Genomic DNA, 15,266 nt, shown 5'->3' with positions numbered 1-15,266 from the left:
TCACCGTGACCGGTCTCAGCGTCGAGATGCTGGCAGCGGACGCCGTCGAACCGATCACTTCGGCCGGCAACGCGCAGTTGGGCATCGCCGTACTGGCGGGCATCGCCGTCATCGTTCTTCTCATCACCAAGTTCAAGATGCACGCGTTCCTCGCGCTGACCATCGGCTCCCTGGCGCTCGGTTCGTTCGCCGGCGCGGCGCCGGCGAAGACGATAGCCAGCTTCACGGCGGGTCTCGGCTCGACCGTCGCGGGTGTCGGCGTCCTCATCGCGCTCGGCGCCATCCTGGGCAAGCTGCTCGCCGACTCCGGCGGCGCGGACCAGATCGTCGACACGATCCTCGCGAGGACGAGCAAGCGGGCCATGCCGTGGGCGATGGTCCTGATCGCCTCGATCATCGGTCTGCCGCTGTTCTTCGAGGTCGGGATCGTGCTGATGATCCCGGTGGTGCTGCTCGTCGCCAAGCGCGGCAACTACTCCCTGATGCGGATCGGCATCCCGGCCCTGGCCGGGCTCTCGGTGATGCACGGGCTCATCCCCCCGCACCCCGGACCGCTGGTGGCGATCGACGCCCTCGACGCCAATCTCGGCGTCACGCTGGCCCTCGGTGTGCTGATCGCGATCCCGACGGTGATCATCGCCGGTCCTGTCTTCTCCCGCTACGCCGCCCGCTGGGTGGACATCAAGGCGCCGGAGACGATGATCCCGCAGCGCCCGTCCGAGGATCTGGACCGCCGGCCCAGCTTCGGCGCCACCCTGGCGACGATTCTGCTGCCCGTCGTCCTGATGCTGCTCAAGGCCCTCGTCGACATCGTGGTGGATGACCCGGAGCAGGGTCTCCAGCAGGTCACCGATGTGGTCGGCTCACCGCTGATCGCTCTGCTCGCCGCGGTCATCGTGGGCATGTTCACGCTGGGCCGGGCGGCCGGATTCACCAAGGGCCGGCTCTCCTCCACCGTGGAGAAGTCCCTCGCCCCGATCGCCGGTGTGCTGCTCATCGTGGGCGCGGGCGGCGGCTTCAAGCAGACGCTGATCGACGCCGGTGTGGGCCAGATGATCCTGGAGTTCTCCGAGAACTGGTCGATCCCGGCGCTGCTGCTCGGCTGGCTGATCGCCGTGGGCATCCGGCTCGCGACCGGCTCGGCGACCGTGGCCACCATCTCGGCCGCCGGTCTGGTGGCTCCGCTGGCCGCCGACATGTCGACCTCGCACGCCGCTCTGCTGGTCCTCGCCGTCGGCGCGGGCTCGCTCTTCTTCAGCCATGTCAACGACGCCGGGTTCTGGCTGGTGAAGGAGTACTTCGGGATGGACGTCGGCCAGACGGTGAAGACCTGGTCGGTGATGGAGACCATCATCTCCGTGGTCTCGCTGGCCTTCATCCTGCTGCTGTCACTGATCCTCTAGGGACCGCTCCCCCGGCTCCCGCCACAGCGGGTGCTCGCGACGGGCCCAACGGCGCTCGACCGACCCGGTACGCATGCCACGGCGTGCCTCCGGGTCGGCGAGCGCCATCGCCACATGTCCGCCCAGCACGATGCCGATCGCGAGCGCCAGCCAGTCGTGGACGAACGTCGCACCGGTCCGCCACATCAGCGGGGCGAGACCGGTGAACCACATCAGCAGCCCGGTGCCCGCCATGACGAGCACCGCTCCCGCGATCCACGCCGCGTACAGCTTCTGTCCCGCGTTGAACTTCCCGGCCGGGCGGGACGCGGGCCGGTGGTCGCGGCGGCGCACCGCCCGCAGCCACTGCCGGTCGTGCGGCCCGAAGCGGTTGAGCCGGCCCAGATCGGCGCGCAGGGACCGCGCGGTCAGCCCCGCCAGCAGGGGTACGGGGATGAGCAGCCCGGACCACTCGTGCACGGTGACCACGAGCAGGCGGCGCCCGACGAGTTCGGCGAGCTGTGGCACGTACAGACAGGCCGCCGTGGCCACGCAGGTGAGCATCAGCGCCGCGGTGGTGCGATGCACCCAGCGCACCGGCCGGCTGAACCGTCGTACCCGCCCGTCCGTCTCAGGTCGTGGGGGCATCGTCGCGGCCGTTGGACCGGCCGACCCAGGCGTCGACGTCATATCCGAGCTTCTCCCAGTAACCGGGGCGAACCGAGTCCGTGACGGTGATCCCGGAGAGCCATTTCGCCGACTTGTAGAAATACATCGGGGCCACGTAGAGCCGGACCGGGCCGCCGTGGGAGTGGGACACCGGCCGGTCCTGCATCCGCAGCGCGACCAGCACATCGGCCCGCCGGGCCTGGTCGAGGGTGAGGCTCTCGCTGTAGGTGCCGTCGAAGCAGGTGAAGCGGATCGCCTTCGCCCCGGCCCGGACCCCCGCCGCGTCCAGCAGGACGGAGAGCCGTACGCCTTCGAAGGGGGTCTCGGGCACCCGCCAGCCGGTGACGCACTGGACGTCCCGGACCATCCGGGTCTGCTCCATCCGCTTCAGGGCGTCCAGGGTGTACGTGGCCGGGCGGTCGACCAGGCCGTCGACGGTCAGCCGGTAGTCGGCGGCGCTCTTCTTCGGTACGGACGTGGCGACGGAGTAGTAGCGGAAGCCACCGCCGTTGGGCAGCAGCCCGGTCAGTCCGGTGGGGTCCTTGTCGGAGAGCGCCCCCAGGCCGGATTCCAGCGTCCGTTGCAGTACGGGGGCGGCGACGAGCCCGGCGGCGCCGAGGCCCAGCATCGTCAGGACCAGCCGGCGGCCCACGGGGGTGCCGGAACCGTCCGGATCGGGGCCGTCGGCCTCCGTGTCCGGTCCGGCGTCGGGCGGGGAACTGTTCACCTCTCGATTCGAGCACTCCGGGCCGCCGGACGCCAGGGGCGGCGGCGGTCCGTCACCGTCCCGTCAGATTCTCCCCGCCTCCGGCGGGCGGCCGGTGGCAGACTTGCGCCATGCCGAACCGTGAGGCGCTCAAGCCCTTCCTCCTCGTCTTCCCCGGTCCGCTGCGCGACCAGCTGGTCGAAGCGGTGCTCGACGGCCGGAAGGTGTCGACGACCGGACTGCTCGTGGAGTACCAGGTGGAGAAGGAGGACCCGCCGCCCGTGGGCGAGCGGTCCGCCCTGATCGACTCGGACGGGCAGGAGATCGCGGTGCTGGAGATCACGGAGGTACGGATCCTGCGGCTCGGGGACGTCGATCTGCAGCACGTCCTCGACGAGGGCGAGGGCGACACCTCGGTGGCCGGGTGGCGGGCGGGCCACGAGAGGTTCTGGCACAGCGACGAGATGCGCGAAGGGCTCGGCGACCCGGAGTTCACGGTCGACGACGACACACTGGTCGTGGCGGAACGGTTCCGGGTCGTCGAACTCATCGAACCGGCCTGACCCGCCGCGCCCTCAACTCTCCTCGTCCGCGCCCCGGACGAGCCCGAGGCGGCGCCTGACGGTGAGCAGCCAGGGATGGCGTTCGTGCATCTCGCCCGAGCGGCGGTCCAGCTCCTTGCCGAGGCGCTCGGTGCGCTTCTCGATGTCGAGCTCGTCCAGGATGCGGTCGACCTCCGCGAGCAGCGCCCCGTGCAACTGCCACTTCCTGGGGTGTTCCTGGACCGCCGCCAGCAGCATGTCCGCCACCCGGTCGCGGGTCGCCCGGCTGGTCGTCAGCGCGTCGGCCAGCCGGTCCTCGGCGTGTTCGGCACTGGCGGCGACCGGAGTGGTGATCAGCAGCGAGAAGCTCTCGATGGCGCCCGCCAGCTGCCCGAACAGTTCGGTGAGCCCGGAGGCCACGTCCGCGGGGAAGAGGTCTTCGTCGACGCGCTCCTTCGCCAGGTCGGTCAGGGTCCTGGCCAGCACCCGCAGGACGACCGCGCAGATCTCCAGCGTGTCCAGGCCGGTGCGCAGCACCACGCGGTAGAGCAGCCCCTGCCGTACGCGCGGGTTGAGCATCAGGCTCTCCTCGGCCTGCCGCAGCGAGGCGTCCACCGCCACGATGTCGTGGTCGATGCGGCGCGCGCGGTGCAGCCGTTCGGCCGCCTGCCCTACGGTGACGCGGCCGCCCAGGTCGCCGCCGAGGTCGCGGAACAGCTCCCCCATCTCGCGGGCCAGCCCGTCGATCGACGCTCCCGCCGTCTGCACCCACACGGGTGGGGCGAACAGCAGGTTGAACAGCAGCCCGACGCCCGCACCGATGAGTGTCTCGAAGATGCGTTCCCAGGCAGTGTCGGCGACCTGGGCGACGCCGAGCACCAGCATGGCGCTGATCGCGACCTCGGGGACGAACTCGTTCACCCGGACCAGCCGGCCGATGATCAGCGAGGTGAAGATCGTCAGCCCGAGGCTCCACCAGGACAGCCCCACCAGGGAACTGAACCCGCTGGCGATGAGCACTCCGACGATCACGGAGTTCACTCGCCGGATCCCCGTGGTGAGGGTGGCGTAGAGGGTGACCTGGACGACGAGCAGCGCGGTGAGCGGGGCGGTCAGGGGCGCGGGCTGGGACAGCGTCGCGGTCGCCACGGCGTAGGCGATCACCGCCGCTCCCGTGGAGCGCAGGGTCTGGGCCCCCACGGGTTCGGTGGTGCGCCGGACGAGTTTGATGACGGGCTCGGCAACTCCTGGCATCTGCTTACCGTGCCCGTATTCGGTGCCCGTGCACGGTTCCCCGTCCCGAACCCCACCGGACGGACGCGCGGAGGCACCGGACGACGGCCTAGCCGACCGCCTCCGCGGCCGCCCGGCCCGCCGCCCGGCCGGAGAAGATGCAGCCGCCGAGGAAGGTGCCCTCCAGGGAGCGGTAACCGTGCACCCCGCCGCCGCCGAACCCGGCCGCCTCACCGGCCGCGTACACCCCGGCCAGCGGGGTGCCGTCGGAGGTGAGGACCCGGGAGGACAGGTCCGTCTCCAGTCCGCCGAGCGACTTGCGGGTGAGGATGTTGAGCCGGACGGCGATCAGCGGCCCGGCCTTGGGGTCGAGGATGCGGTGCGGCGTGGCCGTACGGATGAGCTTGTCGCCGAGGTAGGTGCGGGCGCCCCTGATCGCGGTGATCTGGAGGTCCTTGGTGAAGGGGTTGGCGATCTCCCGGTCGCGGGCGGTGATCTCGCGGCGCAGGTCGTCCTCGTCGATGAGCGCTTCGCCGGTGAGCGCGTTCATGCCGCGGACCAGGGCGCCGAGGTCCTTCTCGACGACGAAGTCCACGCCGTTGTCCATGAACGCCTTCACCGGTCCCGGCACGTCCGCGCGGGCCCGGCCGATCACGTCGCGGATGGACTTGCCGGTCAGGTCGGGGTTCTGCTCGGAACCGGAGAGCGCGAACTCCTTGCCGATGATCTTCTGGTCCAGGACGAACCAGGTGTAGTCGTGACCGCTGCGCATGATGTGTTCGAGGGTGCCGAGCGTGTCGAAGCCGGGGAAGAGCGGCACGGGCAGCCGCTTTCCGCGGGCGTCCAGCCAGAGCGAGGACGGGCCGGGCAGGATCCGGATGCCGTGTTTGGCCCAGATCGGGTTCCAGTTCTCGATGCCCTCGGTGTAGTGCCACATCCGGTCGCGGTTGATGTGGTGGGCGCCCGCGTCCTCGGTGATGCCGAGCATCAGCCCGTCGACATGGGCGGGGACACCGGAGAGCATCTTCTCCGGCGGGGTGCCGAGCCGCTCGGGCCACTGCTTGCGGACGAGGTCGTGGTTGCCGCCGATGCCGCCGGAGGTGACGATCACCGCCTGGGCCCTGAGCTCGAAGGTGCCGGCCGTCTCCCGGCTGCTCGCGGTCCCGCGCGCCGCCGCGCTCGGCTCCAGGATCTCGCCCGTGACCGTGTCGGTCGTGCCGTCGGTGCGGCCGAGACCGGTCACCCGGTGGCGGAAGCGGAAGCTGACGAGCCCCTTGGCGACGCCCTCGCGCACCCGGCGCTCGAAGGGGGCGACGACGCCGGGGCCGGTGCCCCAGGTGATGTGGAAGCGGGGGACGGAGTTGCCGTGGCCGTTGGCGTCGTAGCCGCCGCGCTCGGCCCAGCCGACGACGGGGAAGAACCGCATGCCCTGCTGGTGCAGCCAGGAGCGCTTCTCACCGGAGGCGAAGTCGACGTACGCCTCGGCCCACTTCCGCGGCCAGTGGTCCTCCTCGCGGTCGAAGCCGGCCGTGCCGAACCAGTCCTGGAGGGCCAGCTCGTGGCTGTCCTTGATCCGCATACGACGCTGCTCGGGCGAGTCGACCAGGAAGAGACCGCCGAAGGACCAGTGCGCCTGCCCGCCGAGCGACTGCTCGGGTTCCTGGTCGAGCAGGATCACCGAACGGCCCGCGTCCACGAGCTCCGCGGTGGCGACCAGCCCCGCGAGTCCCGCCCCGATCACGATCACATCAGCGTCGTACGCCATGGGTTCCATCCTTGTCGGGGCGACCGGGCGATTGTCCGGCGGAGGGACCGCAGGTCACCCGTGCGGCCGCTCGCGAAGTTACTCGTGCGTCAGATCTTCGGCACCGGCCGCCCCGGCGTCAACCGCCCGGTCGGCCGCACTCCGGCCGCACCGGCGGTCCCCAGGCGCTATCGTCGAAACAAATCACCCTCTTCCGGCCTGACTTGGGGTGGAGAAGCGTGTCGGTGCTGGTCCTCGTGCTCGCCGTGAGCGCCGCCTGCTGCCTGGGGTTCGGCTTCGTGCTGCAACAGGCCGCCGCCAGTCACGCCCCGAGGCGCGACTACCTGTCGCCCCGGCTGCTGCTGGACCTGATGCGGGTGCGCAGCTGGCTGGCCGGCATCGGCCTGATGGTCTGCGGCATGGTGCTGGGCGCCCTGGCCCTGGGCAAGGGCGAGGTCTCGGTCGTCGAGCCGCTCCTCGCCACCAATCTGCTCTTCGCGATGGCCCTGTCCCGTCACCGCACCGGCCAGCGGCTGGGCCGGCAGGGCTGGGCGGGGCTCTGGCTGCTGGCCGGCGGGGTCGCCGCGTTCCTGGTGGCGGGCGAGCCGAAGGGCGGGCAGGCGGTGTCGAGTCCGCTGCGGCACTGGCTGGTGATCGGTGTGGTGGTGGGCCTGGCGCTGCTGCTGACCGCGTTCGCCAAGCGGTCCCGGTCGGGAGTGTCCCCGGCGCTGCTCGCGGTGGCTGCCGGGCTGCTGTACGGACTGCAGGACGCGCTGACCCGGGTCAGCGGGCAACGGCTCTCGGACGACGGCTGGGCGGCGCTGGTGATGAGCTGGCAGCCGTACGCGGTGCTGGTGCTGGGGGTGACGGGGCTGATCCTCGTACAGAGCGCGTTCGAGACGGGCCCCCTGCGGATGTCGCTGCCGGCGCTGACCGCGGCCCAGCCGCTGGCCGGGATCGCCTGCGGGATCGGGTTCCTGGGCGACCAGGTGCGTACCGACACGGGCGCACTGGCCTGGCAGGCGGCCGGGCTCGCGGCGATCGTGGGCGGGATCGTGCTGCTGGGGCTGCATCCTGCGATGCCGGAGGGGCCGGTGGGCGGACGCCGCTCGCAGAGCCTCCAGCCGCACTGAGTGCGCCCCGGCCCCACGGGGCGCACTCCGTCCGTGTGTGTGTCAGCGGGCTGATGTTGGATGAGGGGCATGACACCTTCGGACGAGATCCTGGACATCGTCGACGAGAACGACGTGGTCGTGGGGCAGGCCCCACGCGGCGAGGCGACCGCGCAGGGCCTGCGTCACCGCTGCGTCTTCATCGAGGCCCGGGACGCCGAGGGCAGGATCTTCGTGCACCGCAGGACCGCCACCAAGCTGGTCTTCCCCTCCCATTACGACATGTTCGTCGGCGGGGTCGTCGGCGCCGGTGAGTCCTACGACGAGGCGGCGCTGCGGGAGGCCGAGGAGGAGCTGGGGGTGTCCGGGCTCCCCCGCCCCGAGCCGCTGTTCAAGTTCCTCTACGAGGGCGGCGGCCACACCTGGTGGTCGTACGTCTACCGGGTACGGTGCGAGCTGCCGGTGAAGCCGCAGGTGGAGGAGGTCGCCTGGCACACCTTCCTGACGGACGCGGAGTTGGAGCAGCGGCTCGGCGACCGGGAGTGGGAGTGGGTGCCGGACGGCCTGGAGAGCTACCGGCGTCTCCAGGCGTTCCGGGAGTCATCCTGAACCGGCCGGGAATGCTCGCCAAAGCGGCAGATAGGGTCCGTACGTGAACGAATTTGTACAGAGTCTGCGGCTGTGGTTCGCGCCGCAGCGGATCCGTGACGAGGGCGACACCCCGGACTACCGCTTCTCGCTCGCCAACGAGCGGACCTTCCTCGCCTGGATCCGGACGGCTCTCGCACTGATCGGGGGCGGTTTCGCGGTCGACCAGTTCCTGCCGGAGCTGGCGTGGGGCGTCCGTGCCGGTCTGGCGCTCGCGCTGCTGGCGGCGGGTGTGCTGTGCGCGCTGCGGGCCGTCAACCACTGGGTACGGTGCGAGCGGGCGATGCGGCGCGGGAAGGACCTGCCGGTCTCGCGTTTCCCGACCCTGCTGAGTCTGGCGGTCGCCGTGGTGGCCGTGGCGATGGTGGTGGTGGTCCTGTTCGGCTGGGAGGGCCGGTGACCGCCGAGGAGCGCGACCCGGGGCTCCAGCCCGAGCGGACGCGCCTCGCGTGGCGGCGTACGACGCTGTCCTGCACGGTGGTCGCGCTGCTGGCGGGCAAGCAGGCGCTGCACGGCGGTGTCAGCGCGGCCGGGGTGGTCGCCCTGTCGCTGAGCGCGCTCGCCTGGCTGGGGTTCCTGCGGGTGGCGAACCGGCGGGTGCAGGGCATGGGCACCGCCCGCCCGCAGCCGCTCGCGCCGCGCGCGGCGCTGGCCGCCGCGGCGTGCACGGTCGCACTGGCCGTGTTCGCCGCGGCCATGCTGTTCTGAGCCGCGGCACCGGGCCGGGTCAGTCCTCCTGAACGTCCCGGCCCACGGGCCGTGTCAGCCCTCCTGAGCGTCCCAGTCCACCGTGACGACGATCTTCCCCCGGGTGCGGCCCTCCGCGTTGAGCCGGTGGGCCTCGGCGGCCTCGGCCAGGGGGAAGACCCGGTCCACATGCACCGAGATGATGCCCCGCTCGGCGAGCTCCGCCAGATGGGCCAGGTCCTTGGCGTCGGGCCGGACGAAGGCGTACTTGCCGCCGTACGAGAACACCTCGTCGTCCACGATGGACGCGAGGCGCCCGTCCGGCGCGAGCGTCTCGGCGGACACCCGCAGGGCCTCCCCGCCCACGGTGTCGAACGCCGCGTCGATCCCGTCGGGGGCCAGCGCCCGCAGCCGGTCGGCAAGCCCCTCCCCGTAGGCCACGGGCTCCGCGCCGAGCTGTCGCAGATGGTCGTGGTTGCGCTCGCTCGCGGTCCCGATGACCCGGCAGCCGGTGTGACGGGCGATCTGTACGGCGAACGAGCCGACGCCGCCCGCCGCCGCGTGGACGAGGACGGTGTCGCCGCTGCCGATGTGCAGCGAGCGGTACAGCACCTGGTAGGCGGTGAGGCCGGCCAGCGGCAGGCCCGCGGCCTCCTCGAAGCTCAGGCTGAGCGGCTTGCGTGCGAGGGTGCGCACCGGTGCGGCCACGTACTCGGCGAAGGTGCCGCGGCTGAGGAAGTCCTCCCGCACGTATCCGATGACCTCGTCACCGACGGCGAACTCGTCCACGGCGACACCGGGCTGGACGACCACCCCCGACACGTCCCAGCCGGGAATCACGGGAAAGACGGCATCCAGAACGGCGTCGAGGTGCCCCTCCCGGGCCACCCGGTCGACCGGATTGACCGCCGCGGCCCGCACCTTCACCAGGACGGTGTCGGGGCCGACCTTGGGATCGGGGCGCTCCCCGTACTCCAGGACGTCGGCCCCGCCGTAGCTGCTGTAGCTGATCGCCTTCATGTACCGACACTCGGGGCGGGCCGTGGTCCCCGCAACTCAGGCCGGCCCCGGCCCCGCCTCACCAGCGCGGGATCGAGGGCGTGGCCCACCCCGGCTCGGCCTTGCGCATCGCTGCGGCGTCGTCGCGCTCGCGCATCGCGCCGTCGTCGTCGAGCCAGCGGCGGTGCAGCACGGCCAGGCGTTCCCGGTCGAGCTCGACGCCGAGGCCGGGGGCGTCGGAGACGGCCAGCCGGCCGTCCTCGAAGGCATGACGGGTGGTGATGACGTCCTCGGTCTGCCAGGGGTAGTGGCTGTCGCAGGCGTAGTCGAGGTTGGGGACGGTGGCCGCGACATGTGTCATCGCGGCGAGGCTGATCCCGAGGTGGGTGTTGGAGTGCATGGAGAGTCCGGCACCGAAGGTGCGGCAGATGCCGGCCAGTTCACGGGTGCGGTGCAGCCCGCCCCAGTAGTGGTGGTCGGAGAGGACGACCTGGACGGCGTTGCGGGCGAAGGCCTCGGGGACCTCGGCCAGCGTGGTGACGCACATGTTCGTGGCCAGCGGCACGTCGGTGCCGGCCGCGACGGCGGCCATCAGCTCCGTGCCGCTCGCCGGGTCCTCCAGGTATTCGAGTACGTCCTTCAGCTGCTCGGCGACGTACAGCGAGGTCTCGACGGACCAGGCGCCGTTGGGGTCCAGACGCAGCGGCTGCCCGGGGAACGCCTCGGCCAGTGCGCGGACCGCGGCGATCTCCTCCTCCGGCGGGAAGACGCCGCCCTTCAGCTTGAAGGAGGAGAACCCGTACTCACGGGCGAAGCGCCGGGCCTGGGCGACCACTCCGGCCGGGTCGACGGCCGCGCCCCAGTCGTCGCGTTCGCCGCCGTCCGGGTGCTCGGCCCAGCGGTAGAAGAGGTACGCGCTGTACTCGACGCTGTCGCGGACCTTGCCGCCGAGCAGCGCGTGCACCGGCAGGCCGAGCGTCTTGCCCAGAGCGTCCAGGCAGGCCACCTCGAAGCCGGAGACCACCGAGAGCCGCAGCTTGTCCGCGGTCTGGACGCCGCGCAGCCCGCCCGCGTCGACCCGTTCGTCGGCCGCGCGTGAATCTCCGCACACCTCGTCGGCGAGGGCGAAGAGGCCGTTCACATCGCTGACCGGGCGTCCGGCCAGGGCCGCTGCGAGGGGTTCGGCCAGTTCGAGGTACTTGCCGTCGCCGTAGGTCTCCCCGATGCCGGTCACACCGCCCCGGGTGACGACCTCCACGATCAGGCGTGGGGTGTACGGCTGGTGGACTCCCTGCGTGTTGAGGAGCGGGGGGTCGGCAATGAGGATCGGGGTGAGCCGGACTTCGTCGATCAACAAGGCTGTATCCATACGTGAACTCTATTCAGAGATACGACTGAACACCAGAGGTCCACCCTTCGATCGGGCCGGAGTCCGCACATCCGGTTCCGGAAGTTCACTGGACGACATACCGACTGGTCGGCATCATGAACACCGACGTTCATTCACCCCGGAGGTGCGCACGATGAGCCCAGTCCACCCGCCAGGTCTCGACCTCGACCGCTTGCGCGGACATCTCGACCGCGAGCGGCCGGGTCTGGTGAACGGACCGCTCGACGCCCGGCTCATCGAGGGCGGCCGCTCGAATCTGACCTATGTCGTCACGGACACGGAAGGCTCCGGCCGCTGGGTCGTCCGCCGGCCGCCGCTGGGCCATGTCCTGGCCACCGCGCACGACATGAAGCGCGAGCACCGGGTGATCAGCGCACTGCACCCGACCGCCGTCCCGGTCCCCGAGACCCTGCTGCTCTGCGAGGACGACACGGTCATCGGCTCGCCGTTCTACGTCATGGAGTACGTCGAGGGCACCCCGTACCGCACGGTGGAGGAACTCGCCCCGCTGGGCCCCGAGCGCACCCGCAGGGCGGTACTGGGCCTGGTCGACACCCTGGTGGAGCTGCACGCCGTGGACCCGCAGGCCGTGGGCCTCGGCGACTTCGGGCGCCCCGAGGGCTTCCTCGACCGGCAGCTGCGCCGCTGGGGCAAGCAGCTGGACGCCTCCCGCAACCGCGAACTTCCCGGCATCGACGAGCTGCACGCCGCGCTCGGCCGGCAGCTGCCCGACTCCCCCGCCCCGACCGTCATCCACGGCGACTACCGCCTGGACAACGTGCTGATCGGGTCCGACGACGAGATCAAGGCCGTCCTCGACTGGGAGATGTCGACGCTCGGCGACCCGCTCACCGACCTCGGCCTGCTGGTGATGTACAGCTCCGACCTGGGCCTGCCCGAGTCGCCGGTCTCCACCACCAGCGGCGCGGCCGGTCATCCCTCCCCCGCCGAACTGATCGAGCGCTACGCCGCCCGCTCCGGCCGGGACACCTCCGGCATCTCCTGGTACACGGCGTTCGCCTGGTTCAAGCTCGCCGTGATCCTGGAGGGCATCCACTACCGCTACACCCTGGGCCAGACGGTCGGCGGCGGCTTCGACCGCATCGGCGACCTCGTCCCCGTCTTCATCGAGCACGGCCTCACCACCCTCCAGGAAGGCTGATCAACCCCATGGACTTCGCATTCGACGCCCGCACCGAAGAGCTGCGCGCCAAACTGCTCACCTTCATGGACGAGCACGTCTACCCGGCCGAGAAGACCGCGGACGAGCAGCGCGAGCAGCTCGCGTCGCCGTGGGACACCCCGCAGGTCGTGGAGGACCTGAAGGCCGAGGCCCGCAGGCAGGGGCTGTGGAACCTCTTCCTGCCGGACGCCGAGTACGGCGCCGGGCTGACCAACCTGCAGTACGCCCCGATGGCCGAGATCCTGGGCCGCTCCCCGCAGTTGGCGCCGACCGCGCTGAACTGCGCGGCGCCGGACACCGGGAACATGGAGGTGCTGGCCCAGTTCGGCACCGAGGAGCAGAAGAAGCAGTGGCTGGAGCCGTTGCTGGCCGGGGAGATCCGGTCCGCGTTCGCGATGACGGAGCCGGAGGTCGCCTCTTCGGACGCGACGAACATCGAGACCCGCATCACCCGGGACGGCGATGAATACGTCATCAACGGGCGCAAGTGGTATATCTCCGGGGCGATGAACCCGGACTGCGCGATCTTCATCGTGATGGGCAAGACCGACCCGGACGGCGAGGACATCCGCCGCCAGCAGTCGCAGATCCTCGTCCCGCGCGACACCCCGGGTCTGACCGTGAAGCGTGCCATGAAGGTGTACGGCTACGAGGACCACTACCACGGCGGTCACGCCGAGGTCGTCTTCGACAACGTGCGGGTGCCCGCGACGAACCTGGTCGGCGAGGAGGGCGGCGGCTTCGCCATCGCCCAGGCGCGGCTGGGTCCGGGCCGCATCCACCACTGCATGCGGCTGATCGGGATGGCCGAGCGCGCCATCGAGCTGATGTGCCGGCGGGCCGTGTCCCGGGACGCCTTCGGCAAGCCGCTCGCCCAGCAGGGCGTGGTGCAGAACTGGATCGCGGACGCCCGGGTCACGGTGGAGCAGCTGCGGCTGCTGGTGCTGAAGACGGCCTGGCTGATGGACACCGTGGGCAACCGCGGTGCGCACACGGAGATCCAGTCCATCAAGATCGCCACCCCGCGCGCGGTGGTCTCCATCCTCGACCAGGCGGTGCAGCTGCACGGTGCGGGCGGGGTCAGCCAGGACTTCCCGCTGGCCGAACTGTGGGCGGCGGCGCGGACGCTGCGGCTGGCCGACGGTCCGGACGAGGTGCACCAGCGGTCGCTGGCCCGGCGGGAGATCAAGAAGTATCTGTAGAGCACCGGTGTCGCGGGCCCGTACCCGGTACGGGCCCGCCGCGCGGTCAGTAGCCGCCGTACGGCACGTGGTCGGCGAGGGCCAGTTCGCGGGCGAAGGCCCGTACCCGCAGCAGGCAGCGGGCGAGGATCCGGACGGGCGCGGGCCGGTGCGGCCCGTAGGCCACGGCCCACAGTGCGGGGACACGCGTCGAAGTCTGGATATGCGCCATGTATCCAGCTTCACCCCGCGAGCCCGTTCGGTCCAACAGATGGAATCGCCGGCTGTGATCGCTACCGTAGATGGATGGAGATTCGCCGGCTCCGCCACTTCATGGCGGTGATCACGCACGGCAGTTTCACCGCCGCCGCCCGCGCCGAACTGATCGTGCAGTCCGCACTGAGCACCTCCGTCCGCAACCTCGAACGGGAGCTGGGGGCCGACCTGTTCGACCGGACCGGCCGCCGGGTGGTCCTGACCGAGGCGGGCCGGGCGCTGCTGCCCTCGGCCCGTACGGTGCTGGCCGGGACGGACGCGGCACGCGACGCGGTGGCCGCCGTGTCGGGGCTGGCCACCGGGCGGGTGCGGATCGGCACGATCCAGACGCTGACCTGCGTGGACCTGGCCGCCGAACTGGCCTCGTTCCACGGGCTGTGGCCGGGGGTGCAGATCTCGCTCCGCGAGGCGACGACTCCGGAGCTGGTCGCGGGGGTACGCGCCGGCGAGCTGGACCTCGCCTATCTCGCGCCGGACGCCGCCGAACTGCCGGAGGGCATCGTGGCGTTCGCGTCCTGGCAGGAGGACCTGGTGCTGATCACGGCGCCGGGCCACCGGCTCGCGACGGCCGGGCGCACCCTGATCAAGGACCTGGCCGACGAGCCGTTCGTGGACTTCCGGGCGGGCACCGGCCTGGAGACGGCGGTACGGCGGCTGGCCGCGCACTGCGGCCTGGAGCGCCGGATCACCTGCGATGTCACCCAGATCCGGCTGCTCGTCGATCTCGTACGGGCGGGCATCGGCGTGGCGATCGTGCCGCGCCGCATCGGCGAGGACGCCGGGCTGCCGTGTGTGAGCATCCGGCAGCCGGAGCCGGGCCGGACCGTGGTGCTGGTGGGCCGGGCGCCCCGGCCGCGCAATCCGGCGGCGGAGGCGCTGCTGGGCCGGCTGGCCGGCAGCGGGCCCTGAGAGGGCCTACGGCCGCAGGGCACGCAGCAGCAGGTCGGCGAGGTGGTCGGCGACCTCCTGCTGGGTGAGCGGACCGTCGGGCCGGTACCAGGTCGACAGGTGGTGGACCGAGCCGAAGTGGTAGTCGACGATCAGGTCCGCCGGGGTGGCGGTGGAGAACACCCCACTGCGCTGGCCCTCCTCCACGAGTGCGCGGAAGCGCTCGTGGTAGCGGCGCCGCTCCACCCGGACCTGCTTGTTCTTCTCGGGGCTCAGATGGTGCATGGAGCGGAAGAAGATCGAGGCGTCGTCGAGGTTCTCGATGGTGGTGACGACCACGTCCGCCGCGGCCTCGCGCAGTCGCTGCTCGACCGGCGCGTCGGCGTCCGCGAAGGCGTCGAGACGCTCCTGCTGGAGCCGCAGCACCCGGGCGTAGACCTCCTGGAGGAGGTCCTCCTTGGAGCCGAAGTAGTGGTAGAGCGCGCCCTTGGTGACGCCGGCCGCCTCGACGATCTCCTGGACCGAGGTGCGGTCGTACCCCTGCTCGGCGAAGAGCCGCGTGGCGGCGGCCAGCAGCCGCTGCGGAACAGGGGTACCGCTCCCGTCCGTCGCCTTGGCCATAGCCG

At 71.4% G+C, this 15,266-nt stretch carries 17 protein-coding genes; 9 read left to right on the top strand and 8 right to left on the bottom strand.

The annotated features are described in order from the left end of the window. Positions 1 to 5 precede the first annotated feature (5 nt). A complete protein-coding gene (locus OG912_RS29050; protein ID WP_327711914.1) occupies positions 6 to 1,403 on the top strand; it encodes a GntP family permease in 1,398 nt (465 codons plus the stop codon). On the opposite strand, the gene OG912_RS29045 is transcribed toward OG912_RS29050, so the two are convergent. Together OG912_RS29045 and OG912_RS29040 are read right to left on the bottom strand one after the other, a co-directional pair. Beyond that, a complete protein-coding gene (locus tag OG912_RS29045) occupies positions 1,389 to 2,030 on the bottom strand; it encodes a cytochrome b/b6 domain-containing protein (RefSeq protein ID WP_327711913.1) in 642 nt (213 codons plus the stop codon). The two genes, OG912_RS29050 and OG912_RS29045, sit on opposite strands and share 15 nt — an antisense overlap. After that, positions 2,014 to 2,778 carry a molybdopterin-dependent oxidoreductase gene (locus tag OG912_RS29040; protein ID WP_327711912.1) on the bottom strand — a complete coding sequence of 255 codons (765 nt, stop codon included), beginning with the start codon at positions 2,776 to 2,778 and terminating at the stop codon, positions 2,014 to 2,016. The genes OG912_RS29045 and OG912_RS29040 overlap by 17 nt, the downstream gene beginning before the upstream one ends. A 110-nt stretch (positions 2,779 to 2,888) precedes the next feature. Between OG912_RS29040 and OG912_RS29035 the strand changes: the two genes are divergently transcribed. Continuing rightward, the gene (locus OG912_RS29035) at positions 2,889 to 3,320 is read left to right on the top strand and encodes an ASCH domain-containing protein (RefSeq protein WP_326735302.1); all 432 of its coding nucleotides are present in this window, start codon (positions 2,889 to 2,891) and stop codon (positions 3,318 to 3,320) included. Positions 3,321 to 3,332: 12 nt separating this feature from the next. On the opposite strand, the gene OG912_RS29030 is transcribed toward OG912_RS29035, so the two are convergent. After that, positions 3,333 to 4,553: an FUSC family protein gene (locus tag OG912_RS29030; protein ID WP_327711911.1), complete on the bottom strand. Its 1,221-nt coding sequence runs from the start codon at positions 4,551 to 4,553 to the stop codon at positions 3,333 to 3,335. Positions 4,554 to 4,641: 88 nt separating this feature from the next. After that, positions 4,642 to 6,297 carry an FAD-binding dehydrogenase gene (locus OG912_RS29025; RefSeq protein WP_327711910.1) on the bottom strand — a complete coding sequence of 552 codons (1,656 nt, stop codon included), beginning with the start codon at positions 6,295 to 6,297 and terminating at the stop codon, positions 4,642 to 4,644. A 218-nt stretch (positions 6,298 to 6,515) separates the two neighbouring features. Between OG912_RS29025 and OG912_RS29020 the strand changes: the two genes are divergently transcribed. The 4 genes from OG912_RS29020 (at position 6,516) to OG912_RS29005 (ending at position 8,744) form a co-directional block, all read left to right on the top strand. Continuing rightward, a complete protein-coding gene (locus tag OG912_RS29020; RefSeq protein WP_327711909.1) occupies positions 6,516 to 7,409 on the top strand; it encodes a DMT family transporter in 894 nt (297 codons plus the stop codon). Between the two features lie 69 nt (positions 7,410 to 7,478). Further along, positions 7,479 to 7,997, top strand: coding sequence for an NUDIX domain-containing protein (locus OG912_RS29015; RefSeq protein ID WP_327711908.1), 519 nt, complete (start codon positions 7,479 to 7,481; stop codon positions 7,995 to 7,997). A gap of 43 nt (positions 7,998 to 8,040) precedes the next feature. Beyond that, entirely contained in the window at positions 8,041 to 8,436 is a 396-nt protein-coding gene (locus tag OG912_RS29010; protein ID WP_326735307.1) for a YidH family protein, read from the top strand. Beyond that, on the top strand, positions 8,433 to 8,744 hold the full coding sequence (locus OG912_RS29005; RefSeq protein WP_326735308.1) for a DUF202 domain-containing protein: 312 nt from the start codon (positions 8,433 to 8,435) through the stop codon (positions 8,742 to 8,744). The genes OG912_RS29010 and OG912_RS29005 overlap by 4 nt, the downstream gene beginning before the upstream one ends. A gap of 54 nt (positions 8,745 to 8,798) precedes the next feature. On the opposite strand, the gene OG912_RS29000 is transcribed toward OG912_RS29005, so the two are convergent. After that, a complete protein-coding gene (locus tag OG912_RS29000) occupies positions 8,799 to 9,743 on the bottom strand; it encodes an NADP-dependent oxidoreductase (RefSeq protein WP_327711907.1) in 945 nt (314 codons plus the stop codon). 58 nt (positions 9,744 to 9,801) lie between these two features. After that, complete coding sequence (locus OG912_RS28995; RefSeq protein ID WP_327711906.1) at positions 9,802 to 11,091, bottom strand: glucarate dehydratase family protein; 1,290 nt, start codon at positions 11,089 to 11,091, stop codon at positions 9,802 to 9,804. Positions 11,092 to 11,245: 154 nt separating this feature from the next. Between OG912_RS28995 and OG912_RS28990 the strand changes: the two genes are divergently transcribed. Both OG912_RS28990 and OG912_RS28985 read left to right on the top strand, forming a co-directional pair. Continuing rightward, the gene (locus OG912_RS28990) at positions 11,246 to 12,274 is read left to right on the top strand and encodes a phosphotransferase family protein (RefSeq protein ID WP_327711905.1); all 1,029 of its coding nucleotides are present in this window, start codon (positions 11,246 to 11,248) and stop codon (positions 12,272 to 12,274) included. Between the two features lie 8 nt (positions 12,275 to 12,282). Further along, positions 12,283 to 13,497, top strand: a complete 1,215-nt coding sequence (locus tag OG912_RS28985) for an acyl-CoA dehydrogenase family protein (protein WP_327711904.1) — start codon at positions 12,283 to 12,285, stop codon at positions 13,495 to 13,497. Between the two features lie 46 nt (positions 13,498 to 13,543). Here the strand turns inward: OG912_RS28985 and OG912_RS28980 are convergent, their stop codons facing one another. Next, positions 13,544 to 13,708: a hypothetical protein gene (locus tag OG912_RS28980; RefSeq protein ID WP_326735313.1), complete on the bottom strand. Its 165-nt coding sequence runs from the start codon at positions 13,706 to 13,708 to the stop codon at positions 13,544 to 13,546. Positions 13,709 to 13,782: 74 nt separating this feature from the next. Between OG912_RS28980 and OG912_RS28975 the strand changes: the two genes are divergently transcribed. Further along, positions 13,783 to 14,661 carry a LysR family transcriptional regulator gene (locus tag OG912_RS28975; RefSeq protein ID WP_327711903.1) on the top strand — a complete coding sequence of 293 codons (879 nt, stop codon included), beginning with the start codon at positions 13,783 to 13,785 and terminating at the stop codon, positions 14,659 to 14,661. A gap of 6 nt (positions 14,662 to 14,667) precedes the next feature. On the opposite strand, the gene OG912_RS28970 is transcribed toward OG912_RS28975, so the two are convergent. After that, on the bottom strand, positions 14,668 to 15,261 hold the full coding sequence (locus tag OG912_RS28970) for a TetR/AcrR family transcriptional regulator (protein WP_326735315.1): 594 nt from the start codon (positions 15,259 to 15,261) through the stop codon (positions 14,668 to 14,670). Positions 15,262 to 15,266 lie beyond the last annotated feature (5 nt).

This window comes from Streptomyces sp. NBC_00464 (assembly GCF_036013915.1).
In the GTDB taxonomy this organism is placed as follows: domain Bacteria; phylum Actinomycetota; class Actinomycetes; order Streptomycetales; family Streptomycetaceae; genus Streptomyces.
The sequence above is the reverse complement of the archived record's forward strand: the minus strand, read 5'-3'. Positions and strand labels throughout refer to the sequence as shown.

Excerpts from the sequence above, each read along its gene's own strand:
- OG912_RS29045 (WP_327711913.1), bottom strand. The coding sequence starts at position 2,030 with ATGCCCCCACGACCTGAGACGGACGGGCGGGTACGACGGTTCAGCCGG.
- OG912_RS29035 (WP_326735302.1), top strand. The coding sequence starts at position 2,889 with ATGCCGAACCGTGAGGCGCTCAAGCCCTTCCTCCTCGTCTTCCCCGGT.
- OG912_RS29030 (WP_327711911.1), bottom strand. The coding sequence starts at position 4,553 with ATGCCAGGAGTTGCCGAGCCCGTCATCAAACTCGTCCGGCGCACCACC.
- OG912_RS29025 (WP_327711910.1), bottom strand. The coding sequence starts at position 6,297 with ATGGCGTACGACGCTGATGTGATCGTGATCGGGGCGGGACTCGCGGGG.
- OG912_RS29015 (WP_327711908.1), top strand. The coding sequence starts at position 7,479 with ATGACACCTTCGGACGAGATCCTGGACATCGTCGACGAGAACGACGTG.
- OG912_RS29000 (WP_327711907.1), bottom strand. The coding sequence starts at position 9,743 with ATGAAGGCGATCAGCTACAGCAGCTACGGCGGGGCCGACGTCCTGGAG.
- OG912_RS28995 (WP_327711906.1), bottom strand. The coding sequence starts at position 11,091 with ATGGATACAGCCTTGTTGATCGACGAAGTCCGGCTCACCCCGATCCTC.
- OG912_RS28990 (WP_327711905.1), top strand. The coding sequence starts at position 11,246 with ATGAGCCCAGTCCACCCGCCAGGTCTCGACCTCGACCGCTTGCGCGGA.
- OG912_RS28985 (WP_327711904.1), top strand. The coding sequence starts at position 12,283 with ATGGACTTCGCATTCGACGCCCGCACCGAAGAGCTGCGCGCCAAACTG.
- OG912_RS28980 (WP_326735313.1), bottom strand. The coding sequence starts at position 13,708 with ATGGCGCATATCCAGACTTCGACGCGTGTCCCCGCACTGTGGGCCGTG.
- OG912_RS28975 (WP_327711903.1), top strand. The coding sequence starts at position 13,783 with ATGGAGATTCGCCGGCTCCGCCACTTCATGGCGGTGATCACGCACGGC.
- OG912_RS28970 (WP_326735315.1), bottom strand. The coding sequence starts at position 15,261 with ATGGCCAAGGCGACGGACGGGAGCGGTACCCCTGTTCCGCAGCGGCTG.